The 22,544-nt window shown below is 67.8% G+C and carries 20 protein-coding genes; 13 read left to right on the forward strand and 7 right to left on the reverse strand.

Annotated elements, in window-relative coordinates; all coding sequences use genetic code 11:
- Positions 1 to 16 precede the first annotated feature (16 nt).
- Complete coding sequence (locus E3T19_RS17835) at positions 17 to 1,090, forward strand: alkene reductase (protein WP_134409482.1); 1,074 nt, start codon at positions 17 to 19, stop codon at positions 1,088 to 1,090.
- 78 nt (positions 1,091 to 1,168) lie between these two features.
- On the opposite strand, the gene E3T19_RS17840 is transcribed toward E3T19_RS17835, so the two are convergent.
- Positions 1,169 to 2,359, reverse strand: a complete 1,191-nt coding sequence (locus E3T19_RS17840; RefSeq protein ID WP_134409483.1) for an aminotransferase class I/II-fold pyridoxal phosphate-dependent enzyme — start codon at positions 2,357 to 2,359, stop codon at positions 1,169 to 1,171.
- Positions 2,360 to 2,611: 252 nt separating this feature from the next.
- Between E3T19_RS17840 and E3T19_RS17845 the strand changes: the two genes are divergently transcribed.
- From E3T19_RS17845 to E3T19_RS17875, 7 genes are all read left to right on the forward strand, one after another.
- Positions 2,612 to 3,190: a hypothetical protein gene (locus E3T19_RS17845; RefSeq protein WP_134409484.1), complete on the forward strand. Its 579-nt coding sequence runs from the start codon at positions 2,612 to 2,614 to the stop codon at positions 3,188 to 3,190.
- Between the two features lie 371 nt (positions 3,191 to 3,561).
- Entirely contained in the window at positions 3,562 to 4,107 is a 546-nt protein-coding gene (locus tag E3T19_RS17850) for a hypothetical protein (RefSeq protein WP_134409485.1), read from the forward strand.
- A 139-nt stretch (positions 4,108 to 4,246) separates the two neighbouring features.
- A complete protein-coding gene (locus E3T19_RS17855; RefSeq protein WP_134409486.1) occupies positions 4,247 to 5,962 on the forward strand; it encodes a S1C family serine protease in 1,716 nt (571 codons plus the stop codon).
- Positions 5,963 to 6,125: 163 nt separating this feature from the next.
- A complete protein-coding gene (locus E3T19_RS17860) occupies positions 6,126 to 7,187 on the forward strand; it encodes a glycosyltransferase family 2 protein (RefSeq protein WP_241980339.1) in 1,062 nt (353 codons plus the stop codon).
- Positions 7,184 to 7,996 (forward strand): CDP-alcohol phosphatidyltransferase family protein, encoded by an 813-nt coding sequence (locus E3T19_RS17865; protein ID WP_088455539.1) that lies wholly within the window; start codon positions 7,184 to 7,186, stop codon positions 7,994 to 7,996. The genes E3T19_RS17860 and E3T19_RS17865 overlap by 4 nt, the downstream gene beginning before the upstream one ends.
- Positions 7,997 to 8,010: 14 nt before the next feature.
- Positions 8,011 to 8,877: a glycosyltransferase family 2 protein gene (locus E3T19_RS17870; RefSeq protein WP_088455540.1), complete on the forward strand. Its 867-nt coding sequence runs from the start codon at positions 8,011 to 8,013 to the stop codon at positions 8,875 to 8,877.
- 86 nt (positions 8,878 to 8,963) lie between these two features.
- On the forward strand, positions 8,964 to 10,247 hold the full coding sequence (locus E3T19_RS17875) for a hypothetical protein (protein WP_134409487.1): 1,284 nt from the start codon (positions 8,964 to 8,966) through the stop codon (positions 10,245 to 10,247).
- Between the two features lie 43 nt (positions 10,248 to 10,290).
- On the opposite strand, the gene E3T19_RS17880 is transcribed toward E3T19_RS17875, so the two are convergent.
- The 4 genes from E3T19_RS17880 to E3T19_RS17895 form a co-directional block, all read right to left on the reverse strand.
- Positions 10,291 to 11,190, reverse strand: a complete 900-nt coding sequence (locus tag E3T19_RS17880; protein ID WP_241980340.1) for a hypothetical protein — start codon at positions 11,188 to 11,190, stop codon at positions 10,291 to 10,293.
- 119 nt (positions 11,191 to 11,309) lie between these two features.
- The gene (locus E3T19_RS17885) at positions 11,310 to 12,056 is read right to left on the reverse strand and encodes an ABC transporter ATP-binding protein (RefSeq protein ID WP_088455542.1); all 747 of its coding nucleotides are present in this window, start codon (positions 12,054 to 12,056) and stop codon (positions 11,310 to 11,312) included.
- Positions 12,056 to 12,856: an ABC transporter permease gene (locus E3T19_RS17890; RefSeq protein ID WP_240632398.1), complete on the reverse strand. Its 801-nt coding sequence runs from the start codon at positions 12,854 to 12,856 to the stop codon at positions 12,056 to 12,058. Before E3T19_RS17890 ends, E3T19_RS17885 begins: the two co-directional genes overlap by 1 nt.
- Before the next feature lie 70 nt (positions 12,857 to 12,926).
- Entirely contained in the window at positions 12,927 to 13,619 is a 693-nt protein-coding gene (locus E3T19_RS17895; RefSeq protein WP_134409488.1) for an NTP transferase domain-containing protein, read from the reverse strand.
- A 1,710-nt stretch (positions 13,620 to 15,329) separates the two neighbouring features.
- Between E3T19_RS17895 and E3T19_RS17900 the strand changes: the two genes are divergently transcribed.
- The 3 genes from E3T19_RS17900 to E3T19_RS17910 are packed head-to-tail and all read left to right on the forward strand — an operon-like array spanning position 15,330 to position 17,998.
- Entirely contained in the window at positions 15,330 to 16,133 is an 804-nt protein-coding gene (locus E3T19_RS17900) for an ABC transporter ATP-binding protein (RefSeq protein ID WP_134480754.1), read from the forward strand.
- Positions 16,109 to 17,683, forward strand: coding sequence for a hypothetical protein (locus E3T19_RS17905; RefSeq protein WP_240632399.1), 1,575 nt, complete (start codon positions 16,109 to 16,111; stop codon positions 17,681 to 17,683). Before E3T19_RS17900 ends, E3T19_RS17905 begins: the two co-directional genes overlap by 25 nt.
- Positions 17,684 to 17,701: 18 nt before the next feature.
- Entirely contained in the window at positions 17,702 to 17,998 is a 297-nt protein-coding gene (locus tag E3T19_RS17910; RefSeq protein WP_088455545.1) for a DUF3039 domain-containing protein, read from the forward strand.
- A gap of 32 nt (positions 17,999 to 18,030) precedes the next feature.
- Here the strand turns inward: E3T19_RS17910 and E3T19_RS17915 are convergent, their stop codons facing one another.
- Both E3T19_RS17915 and E3T19_RS17920 read right to left on the reverse strand, forming a co-directional pair.
- Positions 18,031 to 19,368 carry a nicotinate phosphoribosyltransferase gene (locus tag E3T19_RS17915; protein ID WP_134409489.1) on the reverse strand — a complete coding sequence of 446 codons (1,338 nt, stop codon included), beginning with the start codon at positions 19,366 to 19,368 and terminating at the stop codon, positions 18,031 to 18,033.
- Positions 19,369 to 19,513: 145 nt separating this feature from the next.
- Positions 19,514 to 20,815, reverse strand: a complete 1,302-nt coding sequence (locus tag E3T19_RS17920; RefSeq protein ID WP_198414981.1) for a beta-ketoacyl synthase — start codon at positions 20,813 to 20,815, stop codon at positions 19,514 to 19,516.
- A 109-nt stretch (positions 20,816 to 20,924) separates the two neighbouring features.
- On the opposite strand from E3T19_RS17920, the gene murI reads away from it, so the two are divergent.
- Both murI and rph read left to right on the forward strand, forming a co-directional pair.
- On the forward strand, positions 20,925 to 21,812 hold the full coding sequence (murI, locus tag E3T19_RS17925; RefSeq protein WP_103432628.1) for a glutamate racemase: 888 nt from the start codon (positions 20,925 to 20,927) through the stop codon (positions 21,810 to 21,812).
- Positions 21,809 to 22,543: a ribonuclease PH gene (rph, locus tag E3T19_RS17930; RefSeq protein ID WP_088455547.1), complete on the forward strand. Its 735-nt coding sequence runs from the start codon at positions 21,809 to 21,811 to the stop codon at positions 22,541 to 22,543. The genes murI and rph overlap by 4 nt, the downstream gene beginning before the upstream one ends.
- Position 22,544: the final 1 nt, after the last annotated feature.

Consider the following 22,544-nt stretch of genomic DNA (forward strand, 5'->3'; position numbering starts at 1 on the left):
ATATAAGGAGCACCACGTGAGTCTTTTCACCCCGCTGAACCTCGGCGCCCTCGAACTGCCCAACCGAATGGTCATGGCACCGTTGACCCGGATGCGGTCAGGGGTTGACGGCATCCCGGGTGCGCTCAACATCGAGCACTATCGCCAGCGGGCCACCCTCGGCTTGATCGTGTCCGAGGGTGTCTACCCCGATAAGGCCGGCCAGGGCTTCCCAGGCCAGCCGGGCCTGGTCACCACGGAACAGATCGCCGGCTGGGCCAAGGTCGCCGACGCCGTGCACGCCTCCGGTGGCCGCATCGTGGCCCAGGTCATGCACGCCGGTCGGGTTTCCCATCCCGAGATCACCGGAGGGCTCCAGATCGTCGCCCCCAGCGCCATCGCCATCCAGGGCGAGAGCCACACCTACAAGGGCAAGCTGCCCTACCCGGTGCCGCGCGCACTGACCGGCGAGGACCTGCCCGGCATCATCGACTGCTTCGTGCAGGCGTCCCGCAACGCTGTCGCGGCCGGCCTCGACGGAGTCGAAATCCACTCCGCCAACGGGTACCTGCTGCACGAATTCCTCTCGCCGGCCTCCAATCAGCGCGATGACATCTATGGCGGCTCCGCCGAGAACCGGGCCCGGTTCGTGATCGAGGTCGTGACGGCCGTCGCCGCGGCGATCGGCGCCGACAGGGTGGGCATCCGCATTTCGCCCCAGCACAACATCCAGGATGCCGTCGAGACCGACGACGCCGACGTCCTGGCCACCTACGGTGCGCTGGTCGACGGCCTGGCGCCGCTGGGACTGGCCTACCTCAGCGTTCTGAACCGCGACCCCGCGGGCGAGCTGGTGCGCACGCTGCGCAGCCGGTTCGGCGGCCCGCTGCTGGTCAACACCGGTTTCAGCGCCGTGACCACCCGCGAGGAGGCCATCGCCCTGCTCGACGACGGTCTCGGCGACGGTGTCGTCGTCGGTCGTGCCGTGATCGCCAACCCCGACCTCGTGCGCCGCTGGCTGGAGAACCTGCCGGTCAACGAGCCCAACCCGGCCACGTTCTACGGCCCGGATGCCGTCGGGTACACCGATTACCCGGCCTACGCGAGCTAGCCTCTCCCGCGGCGCGCCCGCGCGCTGAGACCGAACGGCCCCCTGCTGCAGGGGGCCGTTTTGTGCGCCGAGAGGTGACTACAGGTGGGCGAGACGCGCGGCGGCGTCCTCGAGCACGTCGACGCGCTTGCAGAACGCGAACCGGACGAGCGACGCGTACTGCGCCTTGTGCTCGGGCAGGCAGAACGCCGAGATCGGGATCCCGACCACCCCGGCCAGATCGGGCAGCGCGCGGCAGAACTCGACGGCGTCGGGATGGCCGAGGGGCGCGGCATCCGCCACGATGAAATACGAACCCTGCGGCACCGCGAGGGTGAACCCAGCCGCGCCGAGCCCGCCGGCCAGCACATCGCGCTTGGCCTGCAGGTCGGAGGCGATGCCGGAGTAGTAGGCGTCGGGCAGATCGAGTCCGATCGCCGTGGCCGGCTGGAACGGGGCGCCGTTGACATAGGTGAGGAACTGCTTGACGGCGAGGATCGCCGTGACGATGGCCGCCGGGGCGCTCAACCAGCCGATCTTCCAACCCGTCGTGCTGAAGGTCTTGCCGGCGGATGAGATCGTGACGGTGCGCTCACGGGCACCGGGCAGGGTCGCGACCGGCAGGTGGGCGACGCCGAAGGTGAGGTGCTCGTAGACCTCGTCGGTCACGATGAGGGCGTCGTGCTTATGCGCGAGCGCCACGATCAGTTCGAGGGTCTCGCGGGTGAAGACCGTGCCGGTGGGGTTGTGCGGGTTGTTGATCAGGATGATCCGGGTGCGGTCGGTCACGACAGCCGCCAGCTCATCCAGGTCGGGCTGAAAATCGGGGGAGTGCAGCCGCACCGTTTGATGCACGCCGCCGGCCAGGGCGATCAGGCCGCCGTAAGCGTCGTAGAACGGCTCGAAGGTCACCACTTCGTCGCCCGGTTCGAGCAGCGCCAGCAGGGTGGCGGAGAGCGCCTCGGTGGCGCCGGCGGTGACGAGAACCTCGGTGCCGGGGTCGACGGTCAACCCGTAGAAGCGCTGCTGGTGGCGCGCAATCGCCTCGAGCAGCACCGGTGCTCCCCGCCCGGGCGGGTACTGGTTGACGCCGTCGCGGATGGCCTGACGAGCGGCTTCGAGCACGACGGCAGGACCGTCCTCGTCGGGAAAACCCTGACCCAGGTTGATGGCGCCGGTGCGCATGGCGAGCGCGCTCATTTCCGCGAAAATACTGGCCGAGACGGTGCCGTCGGCGGCGAGGAGCCCGGCGCCTCTGGCGGTGCGACGCCAGGCGCCGCCGATCGTCATGTGGTGACCTGCTGCATACCCCAAATTTACGACATCCCGCCGGCCCAACTCACGCACCCGCCCGTCTAGCCAGATTCCCCGCGGGTGTGCGCAACTCCTCCTCTTCCTGATTCCGTGTCAGACCGCACCCCGCGAACACCGGTGCGGATGCGCGACCAGCGACGGGTTGCCGGAGTTATGCAGGTCCACGGCAGGGTTCGGGGTTGTGGATAACTTGCACGCGGGGGAGGGCTGCTGTCATACGGTGGCGGGATGGTGATCGTGGGTGGTGGGCGACGAGGTGTCGGACGGATGGCTAGTGCTGCCTGTGTGGGTGGTCTGCTGTTGGGTGCGGCGGGCTGTACGGCGGCGCCGAAGCCCGCGCCTCCGTCGCCCACGCCCACGATCACCCCCATCTTCGCTTCCGACGAGGAGGCGCTCGCCGCGGCCACCGAGGCCTACGCGAACTATCAAAATATGTCCGACCAGATCGATAGTGAAGGCGGAATCGATCCAGAGCGCATCGCTCCATTTGTGTCAGCCAGCCTCCTCCCCACGGCGGTGCACCAGTCCGATGGCTTCAGGGAAGCGGGGGCACGAAGCGTTGGTTCGACAACATTTCTCGTTGCCGGCACCCAGGAGCTGAGCTACGCAAGTCTGGATGAGATCGCCATCTCGCTCTACATCTGCGACGACGTATCGGAAGTCGACGTGCTTGACGAGAATGGCTCCTCACTCGTTTCGGAGATTCGCGACAGCGTGACACCATTCGAGGTTGGCTTCGTCCTGAATAGTGATGAAGCCCTCATCGTGGATTCTCGCGACGTTTGGCAGGGGAAGAGTTTTTGCTAGCGGGGCGAGGTCTGGTAGCCATCACCGTTGTACTCACAGCCTCCCTCGCGGGGGTCCTGGCGCCATTGAGTGCAGTCGCGGACTCGGGATGCGACCGTATTCAGCAAAAGGCAGGTTCTTGCCCACAGGCGGGCGCCTCGGTCGGCGACGGCGGGGTCGACCTCAGCGCAGACCGGGAGGTCAACACGCCTGGACGTCAGGGGTCTGGTTCCGGCAACGGCCGCGACGGCGACGGCGACGGCGGTGGCGGCTCGGGAGACGGCGAGTGGGATGGGCTCCCTGACGGCGTCAGCCTGGTTCCCGGGGGAGTCCCCGTCGACCGGGGCGACGCATCCGGCGGACTGGGGACTGGTCCGAGGCGCCAACCGATAGTGGCGCCGGCCGACCCCGCGGTGCCGGTGTGCCAGCCTCAGACGCCGTGCGATCCGGATCTGGTCGTGCGTGTCAGTGACCTGGTCAGTATCCCGGCCGACGCGCCCACTCAGGGGATGGAACCCAACGGTTGGCTCGTCGTCGGAGTCCCGGCCAATTTCTTCGCCACGGCGTCGGCCCATGTCCGGTCAGGGACCCTCCTCGGCGCCTCAGCCGAGGTGCGGTTCACCCCGGTGGGATTCCGGTGGGAATACGGCGACGGAACGTCGCGAACGTCGGCTTCGGGCGGGGCGACCTGGGCGGCCCTGAACCTTCCCGAGTTCTCAGAAACCTCAACTAGTCACGTGTTCGAGAGCACCGGCACGCTGTCGATCGGGCTGGTCGTGTCATATTCGGCCGAGTATCGCTTTGCCGGTGCCGAATGGCGCGACGTGCAGGGTCTGGTGCTGGTGCCCACCCGCCCGATCACCGCGATCGCCGACCGCGCCGGCACGGTTCTTGTGGCCGAGTCCTGCCTCGGCAACCCCGGCGGCCCCGGCTGCTGAGAGTCATCGGGCCGCTGCAGGACCACGTCGTTCCGCGAGCCGGGCAAGGTCACGGCTTCATCATTGATTGCTCCCAGTCTGCGCATATCAAACGTTCAGCTTTAGGCGAGAAGCTAGCTTCGCTTGGAAGGAGCACACCATGACCGACAACACTCAGGACCCGGGCACCACCCCCGACCAGCCTCAGGACAACGCACCGTTCGAGGTCAACTCGTCGGGTGAAGCCGCAGCACAACCCACCGCAGCACAGCCCACCGCAGCACAGCCCACCGCAGCACAGCCCACCGCAGCACAGCCCGCAGTTCCACGCGCCGCCGACAACCAGCCCACCGAGGTGCTCGGTTCGGAAGACGCCACGGTCGCTGCCCCGGCGCCCACGGCAGCTGAGCACCAGGCCGCCGCGCAGCAGGCAGCAGCGCACCAGGCCGCAGCTCAGCACGCTCAGGCAGCTCAGCCGACGCACCCGTACACCCAGGCGCCCCCCGCCTATCCCACGGATGCCTTCGGCCGCCCGATTCCGGGCCCGGACGGGTCCACCCCGATTTACGCCCCCACCCCGGCGCAGCAGCAGGCCTACGCCAACGCGAACGGCTACCCCGCGCAACCGTCGGGTGCACCGAAGGCGCCCAAGGACCCCAACCGCCGCAAAGGCAACGTGGCCTTCGTCGCCGCGCTCGCCATCGCCGCCCTGGTCGGCGGGGTCTCCGCAGCCGGTGTTTCCGCTGTCGTCTACTCGAGCCAGAGCAACGGCACCCCGGCCAGCGAGGCCCAGGGCCCGAGCACGGTGGTCGTCAACAACACCGACAGCGTGAACGAGATCACCGCCGTCGCCGCCAAGGCGTCGCCCAGTGTCGTCACCATCGAGGTCGCCGCGGGTGACTCCGGCGGCTCCGGCTCCGGCGTCATCCTCAGCGAAGACGGTTACGTCCTGACCAACACCCACGTCGTCACCCTCGACGGCGCCGCCGCAGACGCGACCATCCAGGTGAAGGCCAGCGACGGCAAGCTGTACGCGGCCACCCTGATCGGCACCGACCCGGTTTCCGACCTCGCCGTGATCAAGCTCACCGACGCGTCAGACCTCACGCCCATCACCTGGGCGGACTCGAGCGATCTCAACGTCGGCGACACCGCCATCGCAATCGGCGCGCCACTCGGCCTGTCCGGCACCGTCACCAACGGCATCGTGAGCGCCCTGAACCGCAGCATCACCGTCGCGTCCTCCGCCGCACCCACCACGCCCGACGAGACCACGCCAGACGAGGGTGACGGCAACTTCTTCAACTACGACCTGCCCAACCGGGACGGTTCGACCCCCGACACCCCGGACACCCAGGCCGCCCAGAGTAGCATCTCGCTCGCGGTGATCCAGACGGATGCCGCGATCAACCCCGGCAACTCCGGCGGAGCCCTGCTCAACAGCAAGGGCGAACTGATCGGCATCAACGTCGCCATCGCCAACGCCGGTGGCAGCTCGACCGCCACCACCGCCGGGAGCATCGGTGTCGGCTTCTCGATCCCGGCCAACCTGGCCAAGCGGGTGTCGGATGAGATCATCGACACCGGATCTGCCACGCACGGCCTGCTCGGCGCCAGCGTCACCGGCGCCACCAGCACCGACAGCGACACCGTCGGCGCCCTCATCAGCGAGGTGTCGTCCGGCGGAGCCGCCCAGAAGGCCGGCCTGAAGGCTGGTGACGTCGTCACCAATTTCAACGGTGTTCCCATCACCGACGCGACCGACCTCACCGCCCAGGTGCGTACCCTCGCAGCCGGTGCCACCGCCGACCTCACCTACGTGCGTGAAGGCGAATCGGTGACGGTGTCGGTCACCGTCGGCGAGCTCACCAGCTAGCCCGGATCAGCTCCTTCCTTCCTCCTGCGCCGCCGGTCCTGCACCGGCGGCGCAGTTGTGTCCGGGGCCGCGGCCGCCAGCTCGGAGGCGTGCCACAGGTAACGCGGACCGAGTGAAAAGACTCGGCTGCTAGGCTCAGGCGATTGCCCGAATGAGTGGAAAGATGGCCAGCCCAGTGCACGAGATCGCAGACACAGTGCTGATCGGCGTCTCGTACATCATGCCCGTGCTCAACGAGGCCAGCCATGTACGAGCGGCGGTCCAGAGCCTGCTCGAGCAGGACTACGACGGCCCGTTCGAGGTCACCCTGGCCCTGGGGCCGAGCATCGACGGCACCACCGAACTCGTCGAAGAGATGGCCGCGGTGGATCCGCGCATCCGCGTCGTCGCCAATGAAGTCGGGTCGACGCCGGCCGGCCTCAATATCGCCATTCGCGCCTCCACCTTTCCTGTTGTGATCCGCGTCGACGCCCACTCGGTGCTTCCGCGCGACTACGCCCGCATCGCCGTCGAGACGCTTCAACGCACCGGCGCCGACAACGTCGGCGGCATCATGGATGCCCAGGGCACCGCCCCGTTCCAGCAAGCCGTCGCCCGCGCCTACGGCACCCGCATCGGCCTGGGCGGCACTCCGTTGCACGTCGGCGGCCCCGAGGGCGAAGCCGAGACCGTGTACCTCGGCTGCTTCCGCCGTGACAGCCTGCTGCGGGTGGGCATGTTCGACGAGGGCATCAAGCGCGGCCAGGACTGGGAACTCAACCGCCGCCTGCGCGAGCACGGCGGCTCGGTCTGGTTCACCCCGGCGCTGAAGGTCATCTACCGGCCGCGGCCCAGCCTGTCCCGCCTGGCCCGCCAGATGGTCTCCACCGGACTGTGGCGCGGCGAACTGGCCCGCCGGTTCCCCGAATCCAACGGCCTGCGCTACTTCGCCCCGCCCGTGATGGTACTCGGCGTCACCATCGGCATCCTGCTCGGCCTCGCCGGCCTGGTGCAGGTCCTGCTGGGCGGACCGGGCTGGCTGCTGCTGGGTTTCCTGGCCCCGCTGGCCTACCTGCTCATCGTCGTGGCGGCCACTGTTGCGTCGACCCGGTCCGACGGCGTTCGTGTCGCGCTCTGGTTTCTCGTAGTCTTGCCGTGCATTCACTTCTGCTGGGGTATCGGATTCCTGCTCGGTTACCTCAAGCTCACCACCAACATCTCGGCACACACGGGAAGACATCAATGACGTCTGGTTCGCCCAACACGGCTCGGCCCTCTTCGATCGCCGAGCTTCGTGCCGTCGCGCAACCTCCCGAGGTGCGGATGCGCGCCAACGCCGAGCACTGGACGGCGTCGCTGTACCTGCGTGACCTGTCGCCGTACCTCACCTGGCTGCTGCTGAAGACGCGCATCTCGGCCAACGGCGTCACCGGCCTGATGATCCTCGTCGGCTGGTCCACGGCCGCGGCGCTGCTCATTCCCGGCATCTGGGGTGCCCTGCTGGCCCTGGTGCTCGGCCAGCTGCAGATGCTCGTCGACTGCTGCGACGGCGAGGTCGCCCGTTGGCGTAGGACGTCGTCACCGGCCGGGGTGTTCCTCGACAAGGTCGGGCACTACTCGACCGAGGCCCTGATCCCCATCGCGCTGGGCATCCGCGCCGCCGCCTACCCGTTCGAAGCACCCGCCGACTTCCTGTTCACCACGCTGGGCCTGGCCCTGGCACTGCTGATCGTGCTCAACAAGGCCCTCAACGACATGGTGCACGTTGCCCGCGCCAACGCCGGCCTGCCCAAGCTGGCCGACAACAAGGGTGAGAAGGTGCCGCAGGCCGGCCTGATCGCGACCCTGCGCCGCCTGGCCCGGTTCCTGCCCTTCCACCGCCTGTACCACTCGGTGGAAATGACGATGGTGATCTTCGTCGCCGCCGTCATCGGCCTCGTCCTCGGTCAGCCGATCACCGACCGGGTCTTCCTCGCCGTCCTCGTTCCCCTCGCTTTCCTAGCGCTGATCGGCCACTTCCTGGCGATCATGGCCTCGAAGCGAGTGCGGTCCTGAAGTCAGGCGACAGCGTGCCCGTCACCATCGGTGTGGTCGTGCTCACCCAGGGCCGCCGCCCGGACGACCTCGAGCGCGGCATTCGCAGCCTGCTCGCCCAGGAAGACGTGCAGCTGGACATCATCTGCGTGGGCAACGGCTGGCAGCCCACAGGCCTGCCCAGTGTCGTCGCCGCGCTCGCCCTGCCCGAGAACCTGGGCATCCCCGCCGGCCGCAATCGCGGCGTGGAGCACGTGGGCGGCGACTACCTTTTCTTCCTCGATGACGACGCCAGCCTGCCGGATCCCCGGTTCCTGATCGACGCCGTAGGGGTGCTGCGCGCCGACCCCAGCATCGGTCTGCTGCAGCCTCAGGTCGTCGACCCGGCCGGCCTCACCGCGCCACGCCGCTGGATTCCACGCATCCGCAAGGGCGACGCCGCACACTCCAGCGCGGTGTTCTCGGTGTGGGAGGGTGCTGTGCTTCTGCCCAGACCCGTCTTCGACGCCACCGGCGGCTGGGCCGAACCGTTCTTCTACGCCCACGAGGGCATCGAGCTGGCCTGGCGGGTCTGGGACCAGGGCCTGCGCACCTGGTACGCGGGCAACCTGGTGGCAAACCACCCGGTGATCCTGCCCACCCGGCACGCCGATTTTTACCGGCTCAACGCCCGCAACCGCGTCTGGATCGCCCGGCGCAACCTGCCACTGCCGCTGATACCGCTCTACGTGGGGTCCTGGACGGCGATCCAGGTGCTCCGCGGAGCCCGCAACCCGGCTGCCCTCAAGGCCTGGTTCCGTGGCTGGTGGGAGGGGTGGGTCACCGACCCCGGCGAACGCCGTCCGCTGGCGACCCGCACCATCTGGCGGATGACCCGCGCGGGCCGGCCCCCCGTCATCTGAGCGGGGCCTAACGATTGGCTACCGGTGCGCCCCTTCCGGGGGGGGCGGTAGGCCCTAGGTCCCGGCCCGGTGGGTAGGCTGGAGCAGTGGTAAGCAGCAAAGACGTCCGACTCGCAGCAAAGCTGGTGAAGGATGTGCTCGGTTCCCGCAAGGCTCAGCGCCTACTCACCGAGCGCCTCGCCGTACGCGGCCCGCTGCCCGCCAATACTTTCAAGATCGCCGTGTACTTCGCGGATGGCCCGGTGAACCTTTACCAGATGCGCCAGTGGTACAAGCCACTCGCGAAGCTGGCCGAGACCTGGCCCGTGGTCGTCCTGAGCCGCACCGCCGGCGGCACGATGAAGCTGATCGAAGAGAGCCCGATCCCGGTCGCCTACGTGCGCAAGGTGTCCGACCTCGAACGAGTGATCGCCGAGCAGGACATCCGCATCGTCCTGTACGTCAATCAGAACTCCCGCAACTTCCAGATGATGCGCTACGGGCGCCGCTGGCACGTTTTCATCAACCATGGTGAGAGCGACAAGATGTACATGACCACGAACCAGTTCAAGGCCTACGACTACTCGTTCGTGGCCGGTCAGGCCGCCGTCGCCAGGCTCGGCAAGGTGCTCTGGGACTACGACTTCGACAAGCGGGCCATCACCATCGGTCGGCCCCAGGCCGACCACTACTCGGGCCGGTTGCCGTTCATGCCCGACGAGCGCACCGTTGTGCTCTACGCGCCCACCTGGGAGGGCGACCGCGCCGCCGCCGCGTACGGCTCCATCGCCACGCACGGCGTGGCCCTGGTCACTGCCCTGTTGCGCAGCCCCCGGCACCGGTTGGTGTACCGCCCGCATCCGCGATCAGGTGTGGTCGACCACGAATACGGTCTAGCGAACAAGCAGATCATGGCCATGATCAACACGGCGAACAGCCGTGATGCCAGCGCCCAGCACATCATCGACACCGGCGCGGAGCTTGGCTGGCAGCTCTCCGCCGCCGACGTTGCGATCGTCGACATCTCGGCGATGGTCTACGACCGCCTTGCATCGGGCAAACCGCTCATGGTGACGCGGCCGCTGAACCCTCTCGCCGCCATCGACACCAGCGGGTACCTGTCCGACTGCGAGTGGCTTGACGCGGGCGAGACCGCCGGTATCGTCGAGACCCTCGACGAGCTTGTGAACGACGACGGCGCCGACCAACGTCTGCGCGTCTGGGTCGAGCAGTACTTCGGCGATCCCACGCCCGGTGCGCCGACGGCGCGGTTCCATGCCGCGATCGAACATCTGATGACCGAATGGGACCGGTTCGCCCAGGTGCACGCCGGCGACGACGACGGCCTCGCCGAGTTCGTCGAGGAAGTCAGCGAGACCGAAGACGTCTGAGTGATCGGGTGAGGCGGGCAGGGTCAGGCCGGTCGGGCTCTGCTTAGAGGGGTTCCGCCGGTGCGGCTGCATCCGGCTTGACCGGGTCCCCGCCGGTCGGCAGGCGGCGGAGCGGCCGGGGGAGTGCCCGGAGTGCGCCGTGGCCCAGCTGAGTGAGCCGGTTGCCGGGAATCACGGCGCCGTCGCGCAGCGTGATGGTGTGCGCCCGCGGGTCGAGCTCCGGGCGGAAGGCGGCGGGCGCCTGACCGAACGCGAGCCTGGACGAACCGATGACCCGCTTGCCGAGAATGTGGTTGCCCAGTCCGCCGATCACGGCGCCGATGCCGAACGGCACGGCCTTGCCGATCAGGCTGGCTCCGCCCTTGGCAGCGAACTGCCGGATGAAGGTGCGCTTGAGGCGGTCTGTCAGCGGCCCCATGATGGCGCGGGGCAGGCTGGTGGTTACCAACTCTCCCCAGTAGGCAGTACGGGCCACTCCTCCGCCGGTGACCTGACCGGCCAGCTGACGCACCAGGTCGGAGCCCTCGTGGCCGAGCATCATGGTCATCACGAGCGCCCTCGCGCGCTCAGGATCACTCACCGTGATCCCGTGCACCTCGCTGACGGACTGGGAGAAAAGAGCGGTCGCCTCAAGAAAACCGGCCGTCTCGACGCCGGACAGAGCGAGCGTGATACCGGTGCCGACGCCGGGGATCACGGCCGTCGCGCCGACCGCGGCGCCGCCGCTGGTGACAGCGGCGAGATAACGCCGCTCCAGAATGCGCACAAGCTGTTCCGGCGAGGCATCGGGGTGACGGTGGCGAATGCTGCGGATGTGGGCGAGCACAGCGGGGCGATGAATCGCCATGACCCTGTCGAAACCGGTGGCGACGCCGGATGGCAGCTGGCCGCCCTGCGGCAGCCCGCCGGTGGGCGACAGCAGTGGTGTGGGTTTCTTAGCCATGGTGCGGTCCTCCTCGGGTGCAGAAGCACGAGTTTACGGTTCGAAACTGAGCATCGTCGAGGTAATTCCCAGCCAGATTGATGCGCGTTGGCCGTGACGAATCGCGGTCGGGCGACGTCTCAGGCCTTCTTGATGCCGTACTCGGCGTTGTACCGGTCGAGGACGTCGTTGATCGGGGCGTCGAGGACCAGCTCACCCTTGTCGAGGTAGAGGCCCCTGGCACAGAACCGGCGCAGGTCGCGCTCGTTGTGCGACACGAAGAACAGGGTGCGTCCGCCGGCCAGCAGCTCTTCGATGCGTCGGTAGCACTTCTCGCGGAACGCCTTGTCGCCGACCGCCAGCACCTCGTCGACGAGGATGATCGGCTCCTCGAGCCTGGAGATCACGGCGAACGCGATACGCACCTTCATGCCGCTGGACAGGTGCTTGTACGGGGTATCGATGAAGTCGGCGATCTCGGCGAACTCGATGATGTCGTCGAAGCGGGAATCGATCTGCTTGCGGGTCATGCCGTGCAGACCCGCCGTGAGGTACACGTTGTCGCGCACGGTGAGGTCGTCGACGAAGCCGCCGGTGATCTCGATCAGCGGGGCGACACCCTCGATGACGTTCACGGTGCCCTCGTCGGGCAGCACAACACCCGTGACGAGCTTGAGCAGGGTGGACTTGCCCTGGCCGTTGCGGCCGACGACCCCGATCGCCTCACCGCGTTGAACGGTGAACGACACGTTCTGCAGCGCCCAGAACTCACCGGACCTGGTGCGGCGGCGGGTGCCGGCGAAGAGGTCCTTGAAGCTGCGGCGGCTGCGCCGATTCCGGCGGAACCTGATTCCGACGTCGTTCAGGGAGATGACGGTCTCGGTCATCAGATCTCCTTCAGCACGGCACGCTCGGTGCGGGAGAAGACCAGCAGGCCGATTCCGAGGAATGCCACCGACATGGCTGCGCTGACGGCCACGACGAACCAGTCCAGCTCGCCGGGGAAGAACGCGGCCCTGTAGAGGCTGAAGATGCCGCTGAGCGGGTTGAACGCCGCCCAGAAGTGCAGCTGCTCCGGCAGGTCACTGGTGCCGTAGATGATCGGCGACGCGTAGAACAGAAAGCGCAGGATGAGTTTGACGGCTCGCTCGAGGTCGCGGAAGAACACGACCAGTGGGGCCACGATGAGGCCGACTCCGGCCGTGAGCACGGCTTGGATGAGGATGGCCAGCGGGAAGAAAATCGCATCAACGTTGACCTCGGCGCCGGACCAGATCGCAAAGACGATCAGGACCGGAATGGCGGCGATGAACTCGATGCCTTTGGACAGCACGAGCCGGTTGACCCAGATGGTGCGGGGGATCCGGGTGGACCTGATGAGTTTTGCCTCACGCAGGAATGCCCGGGTGCAGTCGGAGACGGCCCCGTTGAACCACATCCACGGCAGCAGTGCGGCGAGCAAAAAGACGATGTACGGTTCGTTGCCGACGGTGCGCTGGAAGACCTGGGTGAAAACGAACCAGTAGATGCCGGCCATCACCAGCGGGTCGAGGATCGACCAGAAGTAGCCGAGCACGGAGGTGGAGTACCGCACCCGCAGGTCCCGCTGGGTCAACAGCCAGAGGGAATGACGGTACCGCGCAAACGGGGTGCGCTGTTCAGGACGCACCTGAGCGTAACTACTCACGCGCTCTATCGTATGGGAGCGGATCGGGGCGCCGCGCCATCGACGCGACCGCCCCACGGCTCCAGGCTGATCAGACGAAGAGGTTGGCGCGCTCGAGGTCTTCGGCGAAGTCGACCTCGACGGCGTAGAAGTCGGAAATGTCGACGGGCTCCACGAGCATGCGGTTCTTCTCGATCGCGAGCTCGATGCCGCGCTCGAAGTAGTCCTGGTCGCCGACCTTGCTGAGGTGGTGGATGAGCATGGGCTTGTCAGCGGCAGACACGAAGTTGATGCCGACAGCCTCGCCGAGCCCGTTCTTCACGGTCTTCGACAGCTCCTTGATGTAGCCCTCGGCGCTCGTCGTGTACTTGACTTCCTCGTCAGACACCTTCGACGTGTTGACCGTGACGAAGGACTGGTCGCGCTTCATCATCGCGGCAGCGCGATCGAGGATAGCGGGATCGAATACGACGTCGCCGTTCATCCACAGCACGCCGCCGCTGGCGGACGCGCGGAGGGCGCGCAACAGGCTCTTCGACGTGTTGGTCACGTCGTACTGCTCGTTGTAGACGAAGGATGCCTGCGGGAAAGCCTCGATGATGTGCTCGAGCTTGTAGCCGACAACGATGGTGACCTTGGTCTTCTTGCCGAAGGCGTGCTCGATGTTGTCGAACTGCTGCTGCATGATCGTGCGGCCGTCGTTGAGTTCGGTCAGCGGTTTGGGAAGGGAGCGGCCGAGGCGGCTGCCCATTCCTGCTGCAAGTATTACTACCTGGGTGGTCACGAATATCTCCTAAGAAAGATCTGGGTGGCCCCGCAGCGGTCGGACGTTTTCGCCGAGTTTGCCTGCGGTTCACCCCTAAGTTCACGTATAGACACACCGTTATGCCACCTTCAGACTACCCGACGACCCCGTTCTGGGGGAAGAGACGGTCAGAGGCGTGTCCTGATCGTGACGATTCGTGCGGCCCTGTGACCTGCGATTCCGGCGCGAGTTTTGGTGAGAATCCGCCTGCGACCGCCGCCGGCCTCTGCGAGGTCAGACGGTCCTTGGTAAGTTAGCGAGGTGACTCCAGTGCCTCCGAACTCCGAGCCTGACGAGCGGACTCCGGTCTTGCCCGTTCCCGATACGGAGCCGGAACGCGAGGGTAGTGCCATCGAACACAACGCCCCTGCGAACCGAGCCCCTGAGCCCGATTCCCTTTCAACGACAGCACCGACCACCGGCGCGCTGCCGCCCCGCAAGCCTCCGGTGCGCCGCACCCCCCGAACCACGACGTCTTCGGCCGGTGGGGCGTCGAACGCGCCCGCCGCATCCGACGCCGACACATCGGTTTCAGCCGACACAGCAACCGCCGACGGCTCGACAACCCCGGTGAAGCCTGCGCGCAGCACGACCCGCGCACCGCGCACCCCTGCGACTCCGCGAGCCACGTCGACGCCCCGCGCTCCGGCCAAGAAGAAGCCGGCCGCCGCCGCGCTGGCGGAGGACGTGTCGGTACCGACGACGACGCCCGTGTCCCCGGCCGCCGCCGAACCCGCAACGGCGCCGGCGCGCGTCACGGTGACGCGCACCCCCGCTGCCCGCAAGGCGCCGGTGAAGCCCGCGGTCGCCAAGGCCACCAGGCTGCCGGCCACGACGACGTCCACGGCCGATACCGCGGAGGCCGTCGAGGCCGCCGCCGCGGCCTCCGAGCTGGACCTGCCCGCCGGCCCCGCGGAGGTCGGCCCCGAGAAGGCTAAGACCGCGGCCGCCCGCTCGAGCAGCGCCCGGACCGCGGCTTCGAAGGCCGCTGCCGCCAAGGCCGCTGCAGCCAAGACCGAATCGGCCACCAAGGCCGGCGCGGCCCGCGCCGCAGCGACCAAGTCCGCCGCGGCGAAGTCTGCCGCCGCCAGGACCGCCGCCACAGCGTCTGCACGTGCCGCCACCGCGGCTGCCGCCGCCGCCGCTGCGGCACGATCGGCTGCCGTTGAGGACGCACCAGCCGCTGCGGAATCCGTCACTATAGAGCCCGTAACGAAAGCGCCCGTCGCCTCAGTGCCCGACACGGCCGCGCCCGCTGCACCCGAGCCCGACGCCACCATGGTGCTGCCGGTCGTGCCGGTCGCCCCCGCGCTCTCCGCCGACGACGAGACCGTCGTCTTGACGATGCCGGCCTCCCCGGAGTCCGACGACACCGTTGTGCTCACCGTGACCCCTGCGACGAGCGCCCCTGCCTCCGAGCCGGCCCAGCCCGCGAAGCGGCCGTTCTGGCGGCTGCCCAGGTTTGCTCCGAAGCAGACCGAGGCCGTGTCTCCGACCGACCTCGGCGCTGCCGAGCGCACGGATGCCGTGGCAGCCGGGGTACCAGCGAGCCCCGAAGCCCCTGTTGCACCCGCTCGGACTACGGTGCCCGTCGTCTCGGCCGCGGATCGCACCGGCCAGGCCACCGCGGTCCCCGAACCCGTTGTCGGTGCCACGTCGCAGCGCATCCCGCCGGTAGTGCGCAAGCCGATGGCCCCGCGCACCGGCGCATCCGCCGTCATCGGGGCGTCCCCTCGCGTGGAGATCGCGGTCAGCGGGCTGAACAAGAGCTTTGGCCAGAACGTGGCCGTCGCCGACGTCAACCTCGAAGTTCGGGCCGGGTCGTTCTACGGCATCGTCGGCCCTAACGGCGCGGGTAAGACCACCACGCTGTCGATGATCACCGGGCTGCTGCGGCCGGACTCCGGTTCGATCCAGGTACACGGCGTGGACGTGTGGGCCGACCCGATCGCCGCCAAGCGCACCATTGGAGTCCTCCCGGACCGGCTGCGGCTGTTCGACAGGCTCACCGGTGCACAGCTTCTCTACTATTCCGGCGTGCTGCGGGGCCTCGAGAGCGAAACCGTGCGGGCCCGGTCCGCCGACCTGGCCGCGGCGTTCGGCCTTGAGGATGCTCTCAACCGTCTGGTCGCCGACTACTCGGCGGGCATGACCAAGAAGATCGCCCTGGCCTGCGCGATGATCCACTCGCCGCGCGTGCTGGTGCTCGACGAACCGTTCGAATCGGTCGACCCGGTGTCGGCCGTGAACGTCACCGAGATTCTGCAGCGCTACGTCGCTGCCGGCGGAACGGTGATTCTCTCCAGCCACGGTATGGACCTCATCCAGAGGGTCTGCGACCACGTGGCGATCATTGTGCAGGGTTCGGTGCTGGCCGCGGGAACGATCGACGAGGTGCGCGGCAACGTGTCACTCGAAGAACGCTTCGTCGACCTCGCCGGCGGACGAAAGGTTGCGGAGGGCCTGGAGTGGTTGCACAATTTCTCGGACTGAAACTGAGGCTGCTCGCCAATCTGTTCCGGCGTAGCCCCTGGCAGGTCGTGGGAGTGGTGCTCGGCCTGCTCTACGGGCTGCTCGTCGCCGCGGCCCTGGTGGCCATGCTCATCACGTTCCGGTTCGTCGACGACGTCGGCGCCATTCGGGAGGGCCTCATCGTGGCCGGCTCGCTGGTGGTTCTCGGCTTCTTCCTCGTGCCGCTCGTCTTCGGCGTGGACGACAGCATGGACCCGCGCAAATTCTCCACCCTGGGCATCCCGAACAAGCAGCTGTCGTTCGGCCTCGCCGTATCCGCACTCGTCGGCGTACCGGCGACCACCCTCGCGCTGGTGCTGCTGGGCACCATCGTGACCTGGTCCAGGGGTGTGGGGGAGACCCTGTTCGCCATCCTGGCGGCCGCGCTGCTTCTGGCGACCTGCATGCTCGCCTCCCGGGTGAGCACGTCCATCTCGGCATTCCTGCTGTCCACCCGCCGCGCCCGCGAGTTCACCGGCATCATCGGCATCCTGCTGATCGTCATGATCACCCCCGTGGTGGTCCTGCTGGTCAATGTGGACTGGAGCAAATACGGGCTCGACGTGCTCGGCGGTTTCGCGAGCATCCTCGGCTGGACGCCGCTGGGCGCAGCGTGGGCCGTGCCGGGAGACGCCGCTGTCGGCGACTGGGGGATCGCCTTCCTCAAGCTCCTCATCGCCGCCGCGACCGTGTACCTGCTCTGGCTCGCCTGGCAGGGTCTGGTGGCCCGGATGCTCATCACGCCGGGTCGCGAGGCTCAGGCCAAGGCCTACGTCGGCCTGGGCTGGTTCGACCGGATGCCGCACAACCCGATCGGTGCGATCGCCGCGCGCAGCATCACCTACTGGGGCCGCGACCCGCGCTACTGGGTCTCGCTGATCATGATCCCCATCGTCCCGGTCCTGGTGATCCTGCCTCTCGTCTTTGCGGGGATGCCCTTCGAATACCTCGTCCTCGTTCCGGTGCCTCTGATGTGCGTCTTCCTCGGCTGGACGCTGCACAACGACGTCGCGTATGACCACACCGCCATCTGGCTGCACGTGGTCTCCGGACCGCGCGGAGTGGCCGACCGCGTCGGCCGGCTCGTTCCGGCGCTCTTCGTGGGCATCCCGTTGATCGGGCTGGGCTCGGCCGTCAGCGTCAGCGTGCACGGGGACTGGGCGGTGCTGCCCGGTCTGCTCGGCGTGAGCACCTGCATCCTGCTCGCCGGGCTGGGCTTCTCCAGCTTCACGTCGGCCCGGTTCCCCTACCCGGCGACCAAGCCAGGGGACAGCCCGTTCGCGCAGCCGCAGTCGTCGGATACCGCCGCCGCGATCATCCAGTCGTTCACCTTCGTCGGGTCCATCGTGGTGGCCCTGCCGGCCATCGTGTGCGCCGTTCTGGGTGTCTTCGTGGATCCGGTGTGGAACCTGCCGGCTCTCTACTGGGGGCTCGGCATCGGCTTCGTCATGCTGATCGGCGGGGTCTGGCTGGGCTCGCGGACCTTCGAACGCCGTGGTCCCGAAATGCTCTCCTCCGCATTGCGCGCGTAGCTGCATACACTTGATTCCATGACACACGACATTCGCGCGAGCATCGCAGAGCCTGGCCGCGGCCCAGATATTGGTGGCGGAACATCCACCCTCGATCGTGAACTCGAGGAACTGCTCAACCAAGAGCAGATCGAGCCCGGTGACCACGAACGCTTTTCGCACTACGTGCCGAAGGACAAGATCCTCGAGTCGGCGATGACCGGCAAGCCGGTCAAGGCGCTGTGTGGCAAGAAGTGGCTGCCGGGCCGCGACCCGGAGAAGTTCCCGGTCTGCCCGACCTGCAAGTCAATCTACGAAAAGATGAAGCAGGACTAACCCGTTCGTTGGTCGAGCTTGTCGACACCCCGCTAGCGGAACACCGTCGGGATGACGGCGTCGCCGCGGCCGAGCCTGAACGCATCGATCGGCAGCTCACGCATGGCTGCGGCGTTCTGCTCGCGGGCCAGCCGGGTGCCGGCTGAGCCCACGTAGCGTTCGTCGACAACCCCGGCCTCCATGAGCGGCACCAGCAACGACCGTTCCGTGGCTCCGGCGGCGTGGGGTTCGTGGGCGTCAACCGGTGCGTCCGTCGGGCCGTTCGCCGCCACCATAACGATCTCTTCGCGCGCCGTGCCTGTCGCGTCAAGCAGTCGCACGGCGCTCTTGCGCCCGCCGACCGAGGCCTTAGAGGCCGAGGTTTTCGCCACCGAAACCCACTCGTCTGCGGTGTTCCTGTGCGCCACCAGCTTGTAGACCATGCCGGCGGCCGGTGCGCCGGACCCTGTCACGAGTGAGGTACCCACCCCGAACGCATCCACCGGCGACGCGGACAGCGCCGCGATCGAGTACTCGTCCAGGTCGCTGGTGACGGTGATCTGGGTGTTCACGGCGCCGAGCGAGTCCAGCTGGGCGCGCGCGGCGGCGGCGACGGTGGGAAGGTCGCCGGAGTCGATGCGGATCGAACCCAGCCCGGTGCCGGCCACGGAGACGGCCAGTTCGATGCCGCGCTCGATGTTGTAGGTGTCGACCAGCAGCGTGGTCGACGCGCCGAACGCATCCACCTGGGCCCGAAAGGCGTCCTCTTCGGTGTCGTGCAGCAGAGTGAAGGAATGCGCGGCGGTGCCCATGGTGGGGATGCCCCAGCTCCGGCCGGCTTCGAGGTTGCTGGTGGAGGCGAACCCGGCGATATACGCGGCGCGGGCCGCGGCCACGGCGGAGTGTTCGCCCGTGCGGCGGGATCCCATCTCGGCCAGCGGCCGGCCCAGGCTCACCGACACCATGCGGGCGGCGGCGCTGGCCACGGCGCTGTCGTAGTTGAGCACGCTGAGGATCAGGGTCTCGAGCACGACGCACTCGGCGAAGGTGCCGTCGACCTGTATCAGTGGCGAGCCCGGGAAATACGCGTCGCCTTCGCGGTATCCCCAGATGTTGCCGCTGAAGGAGTAGTCCGCCAGCCAGTCGAGGGTGGGCGGGCGCACCACGTTGTTGGCGCGCAGCCAGTCGAGTTCAGCCTCGTCGAATCTGAAATCACGGATCAGGTCGAGCAGGCGGCCGGTGCCGGCCACGATCCCGTACCGTCGGCCGGCGGGCAGCCGCCGGGCGAAGGCCTCGAACATGCACTCCCGGTTCGCGGTGCCGCTCTGGATCGCGGCATCCACCATGGTGAGTTCGTAGCGGTCGGTTCGAAAGGCAGAAGTCTCGGTCACGCGAGAAGCCTAGCCGTCACCGCACTGCCCGGGCTGGACGCCCGGTGCACACCCTCCCGCCGCCCGTTCGCCGAGATACGTCAAACGGCCCCGTCAGATGCACTGAAGGGGCCGTCTGCGGCAACTCGCGGATCCCGGCTGGGGCCTACAGGGCGCCGAAGGCGACGATGCAGTTCTGGCCGCCGAAGCCGAACGCGTTCACCAGGGCGTGCTTGATCGGCTGGATGCGCGCGGTGAGCGGCGTGTAATCCAGGGTGCAGTCCGGGTCGGGGGTGCGCAGGTTGATCGTGGGCGGCACAATGCCGTTCTTGATCGACAGGGCGCCGACCAGGGCGGACAGGGCTCCGGCAGCGCCGATCATGTGCCCGGTCATCGACTTCGGCGCGGTGATGGAGATCTTGTCGGCGAAGTGGCGCAGTGAGTTGCGGATCGCGAGGGTCTCCGCCTTGTCGTTGGCCTGGGTGGAGGTGCCGTGGGCCACGATCATGTCGATGTCGGCCGGGTTGAGCCGGCTCTTGTCCAGGGCGCGGGTGATCGCCTGGCTGGCGTAGGTGCCCGACGGGTCGGGGGCCACGATGCTGAAGCCGTCGCTGGTGAGCGCCCCACCGAGCACCTCGGCGTAGACGCGGGCACCCCGGGCGCGGGCGTGGGAGAGCAGCTCCATGACGAACACCACGGCGCCCTCGCCGAAGACCAGGCCGTTGCGGTTGGCGTCGAACGGGCGGCTGGCCTCGGTGGGTTCGTCGTTGTGGGTGGATGCGGCGTGCATGGCGTTCAGCCCGGCGAACATCACCGGGGTGATGGCGGCCTCGACACCGCCGGCGATCACGACGTCGGCATCGCCGGTGACGAGCATGGTGCGCGCCTCGAGGAGGGCGTAGGCACCGCTCGCGCAGGCCAGGGCGCTGGCGTTCACCGGGCCGTGCACGCCCAGGTCGATGGCGATCTCGCAGGCGGCCATGTTCATCAGCGACTGCGGAACGAAGCGGGGCGAGATGCGGCGGGCGCTGCCTGCGTTGACGTGCTCGGTGGCATCCTGGATCTCGGCGTAGCCGGACACGGCGCTATTGACGATGACGCCGGTGTGGATACCCTCCATTGACGGCCCAAAGCCGGCGTCCGCGACTGCCTCGCGGGCCGCGGCGATCGCCAGCTGGGAGGCGCGCGAGGCCCGCTTGACCTGCTTGATCGACATCCGCGTGGCCGGGTCGAAGTCCTTCACCTCACCGGCGATCTGGGTGGGCAGGTCGGTGGCGTCGAACTGCGTGATGCGGGCGACACCGCTGCGGCCGTTAGTCAGGCCGTCCCAGGTTTCGGTCCACGAATTACCGAGGGGCGTCAGTGCGCCCAGTCCGGTGATTACGACTCGATCATTCATGACGATCATCTCCTCAGACGGCGCGAGGGACGTCTCCGGTGCGGGCTCTGCCTGGTTGGCCTGGCCCATATGCCGAGTGTAGTTACGGCTATATTCCGGCCCACGTACGTTGGGCGGTTCTGGGCATATAGCGGTGTCCAGCGTGGCCGAACGCCGAACCCGGCTAGGCTTGATCGACGTGACTGATGCACCGATTGGGATTTTCGACTCCGGGGTCGGCGGGCTTACCGTCGCCCGGGCCATCAAGGACCAACTGCCCAACGAGTCGATCCTGTATATCGGCGACACCGCGCATTCGCCCTACGGGCCGAAGAAGATCGCCGATGTCCGCGAGTACGCACTCGAGGTTCTCGACGACCTGGTGTCCCAAGATGTGAAGTTGCTGGTAATCGCCTGCAACACCGCTTCTGCGGCCGTGTTGAGGGATGCCAGGGAACGTTACAGCGTCCCGGTGATCGAGGTTATCCAGCCCGCGGTGCGCCGTGCGGTGGGCACCACCCGCAACAAGAGGGTCGGCGTGGTCGGTACGGCGGGCACCGTGAACTCTCGGGCCTACAACGACGCGTTCGCCGCGGCCACCGACATCCAGCTGTTCTCGCAGGCCTGCCCGCGCTTCGTGGAGTTCGTCGAATCTGGAGTCACCACAGGCGCGGAAGTGTTGCGCGTCGCCGAGGAATACCTCGCACCGCTCAAGGCCGCCGACGTGGACACGCTCGTGCTCGGCTGCACCCACTACCCGTTCCTGCGCGGGGTCATCTCCTACGTCATGGGTGACGCGGTGACGCTGGTCTCCAGCCACACTGAGACGGCCAACGACGTCTACAGGGTGCTGGTGGGCCAAGGTCTCGAACGGGTGGATGCCGCCCCGCCCAGCTACCGCTACGAGGCCACCGGCGATAGCGCCGACGACTTCCTCCGCCTCGCCCACCGCCTACTCGGCCCGGAGATCTCCCACGTGGACCTCGTCGCGACCGGCACCATCAGTCTCAGCGAGGTGACCAGACTGGCCGCCTCGACCGCTCCATCCCGCCTCTTCACCCCCCGTCATTCCAAGGAGAACCCGTGACCGACATCCTGCGCGCCGATGGCCGCACCAACGACCAGCTGCGCCCCGTCACCATCGAGCGCGGCTGGAGCGACCAGGCCGAGGGATCCGCGCTGATCTCCTTCGGTCGAACCAAGGTGCTCGCCACCGCGTCGTTCACCAACGGCGTGCCGCGTTGGATGGCCGGCAAGGGCAAGGGCTGGGTCACCGCCGAATACTCGATGCTGCCGCGCTCGACGAACTCCCGCATGGACCGCGAGTCGGTCAAGGGCCGTATCGGTGGCCGCACCCACGAGATCAGCCGGCTGATCGGTCGGAGCCTGCGCGCCGTCGTCGACATGAAGGCGCTCGGCGAGAACACCATCGTCATCGACTGTGACGTGCTGCAGGCCGACGGCGGCACCCGCACCGCCGCCATCACCGGCGCCTACGTGGCGCTGGCCGACGCCCTCGAATGGGGCCGTGAGAAGAAGTTCATCGCCCAGAAGGCCCAGCCGCTCACCGACAGTGTCGCGGCCGTCTCGGTGGGCATCATCGCCGGCGTGCCGATGCTCGACCTCGCCTACACCGAGGACGTGCGCGCCGAGACCGACATGAACGTCGTCGTCACCGGTCGAGGCAAGTTCATCGAGGTGCAGGGCACGGCCGAGGGCGCCCCCTTCGACCGCAGCGAGCTCGACTCCCTGCTCGACCTGGCCCTCGGCGGGGCGATCACGCTCACCGAGCTGCAGAAGACCACGCTGGGCCGCTGAC

Origin of the sequence: Cryobacterium sp. TMT4-31 (assembly GCF_004403385.1) — a bacterium.
Classification (GTDB): Bacteria; Actinomycetota; Actinomycetes; order Actinomycetales; family Microbacteriaceae; genus Cryobacterium; species Cryobacterium zongtaii.

Bases quoted from the DNA above. Each gene is read 5' to 3' on its own strand.
- E3T19_RS17840 (WP_134409483.1), bottom strand. From the start codon at position 2,359: ATGACGATCGGCGGCGCCTGGCGTCGCACCGCCAGAGGCGCCGGGCTC.
- E3T19_RS17845 (WP_134409484.1), top strand. From the start codon at position 2,612: ATGGTGATCGTGGGTGGTGGGCGACGAGGTGTCGGACGGATGGCTAGT.
- E3T19_RS17855 (WP_134409486.1), top strand. From the start codon at position 4,247: ATGACCGACAACACTCAGGACCCGGGCACCACCCCCGACCAGCCTCAG.
- E3T19_RS17860 (WP_241980339.1), top strand. From the start codon at position 6,126: ATGGCCAGCCCAGTGCACGAGATCGCAGACACAGTGCTGATCGGCGTC.
- E3T19_RS17865 (WP_088455539.1), top strand. From the start codon at position 7,184: ATGACGTCTGGTTCGCCCAACACGGCTCGGCCCTCTTCGATCGCCGAG.
- E3T19_RS17880 (WP_241980340.1), bottom strand. From the start codon at position 11,190: ATGGCTAAGAAACCCACACCACTGCTGTCGCCCACCGGCGGGCTGCCG.
- E3T19_RS17885 (WP_088455542.1), bottom strand. From the start codon at position 12,056: ATGACCGAGACCGTCATCTCCCTGAACGACGTCGGAATCAGGTTCCGC.
- E3T19_RS17900 (WP_134480754.1), top strand. From the start codon at position 15,330: ATGGCCCCGCGCACCGGCGCATCCGCCGTCATCGGGGCGTCCCCTCGC.
- E3T19_RS17910 (WP_088455545.1), top strand. From the start codon at position 17,702: ATGACACACGACATTCGCGCGAGCATCGCAGAGCCTGGCCGCGGCCCA.
- E3T19_RS17920 (WP_198414981.1), bottom strand. From the start codon at position 20,815: ATGGGCCAGGCCAACCAGGCAGAGCCCGCACCGGAGACGTCCCTCGCG.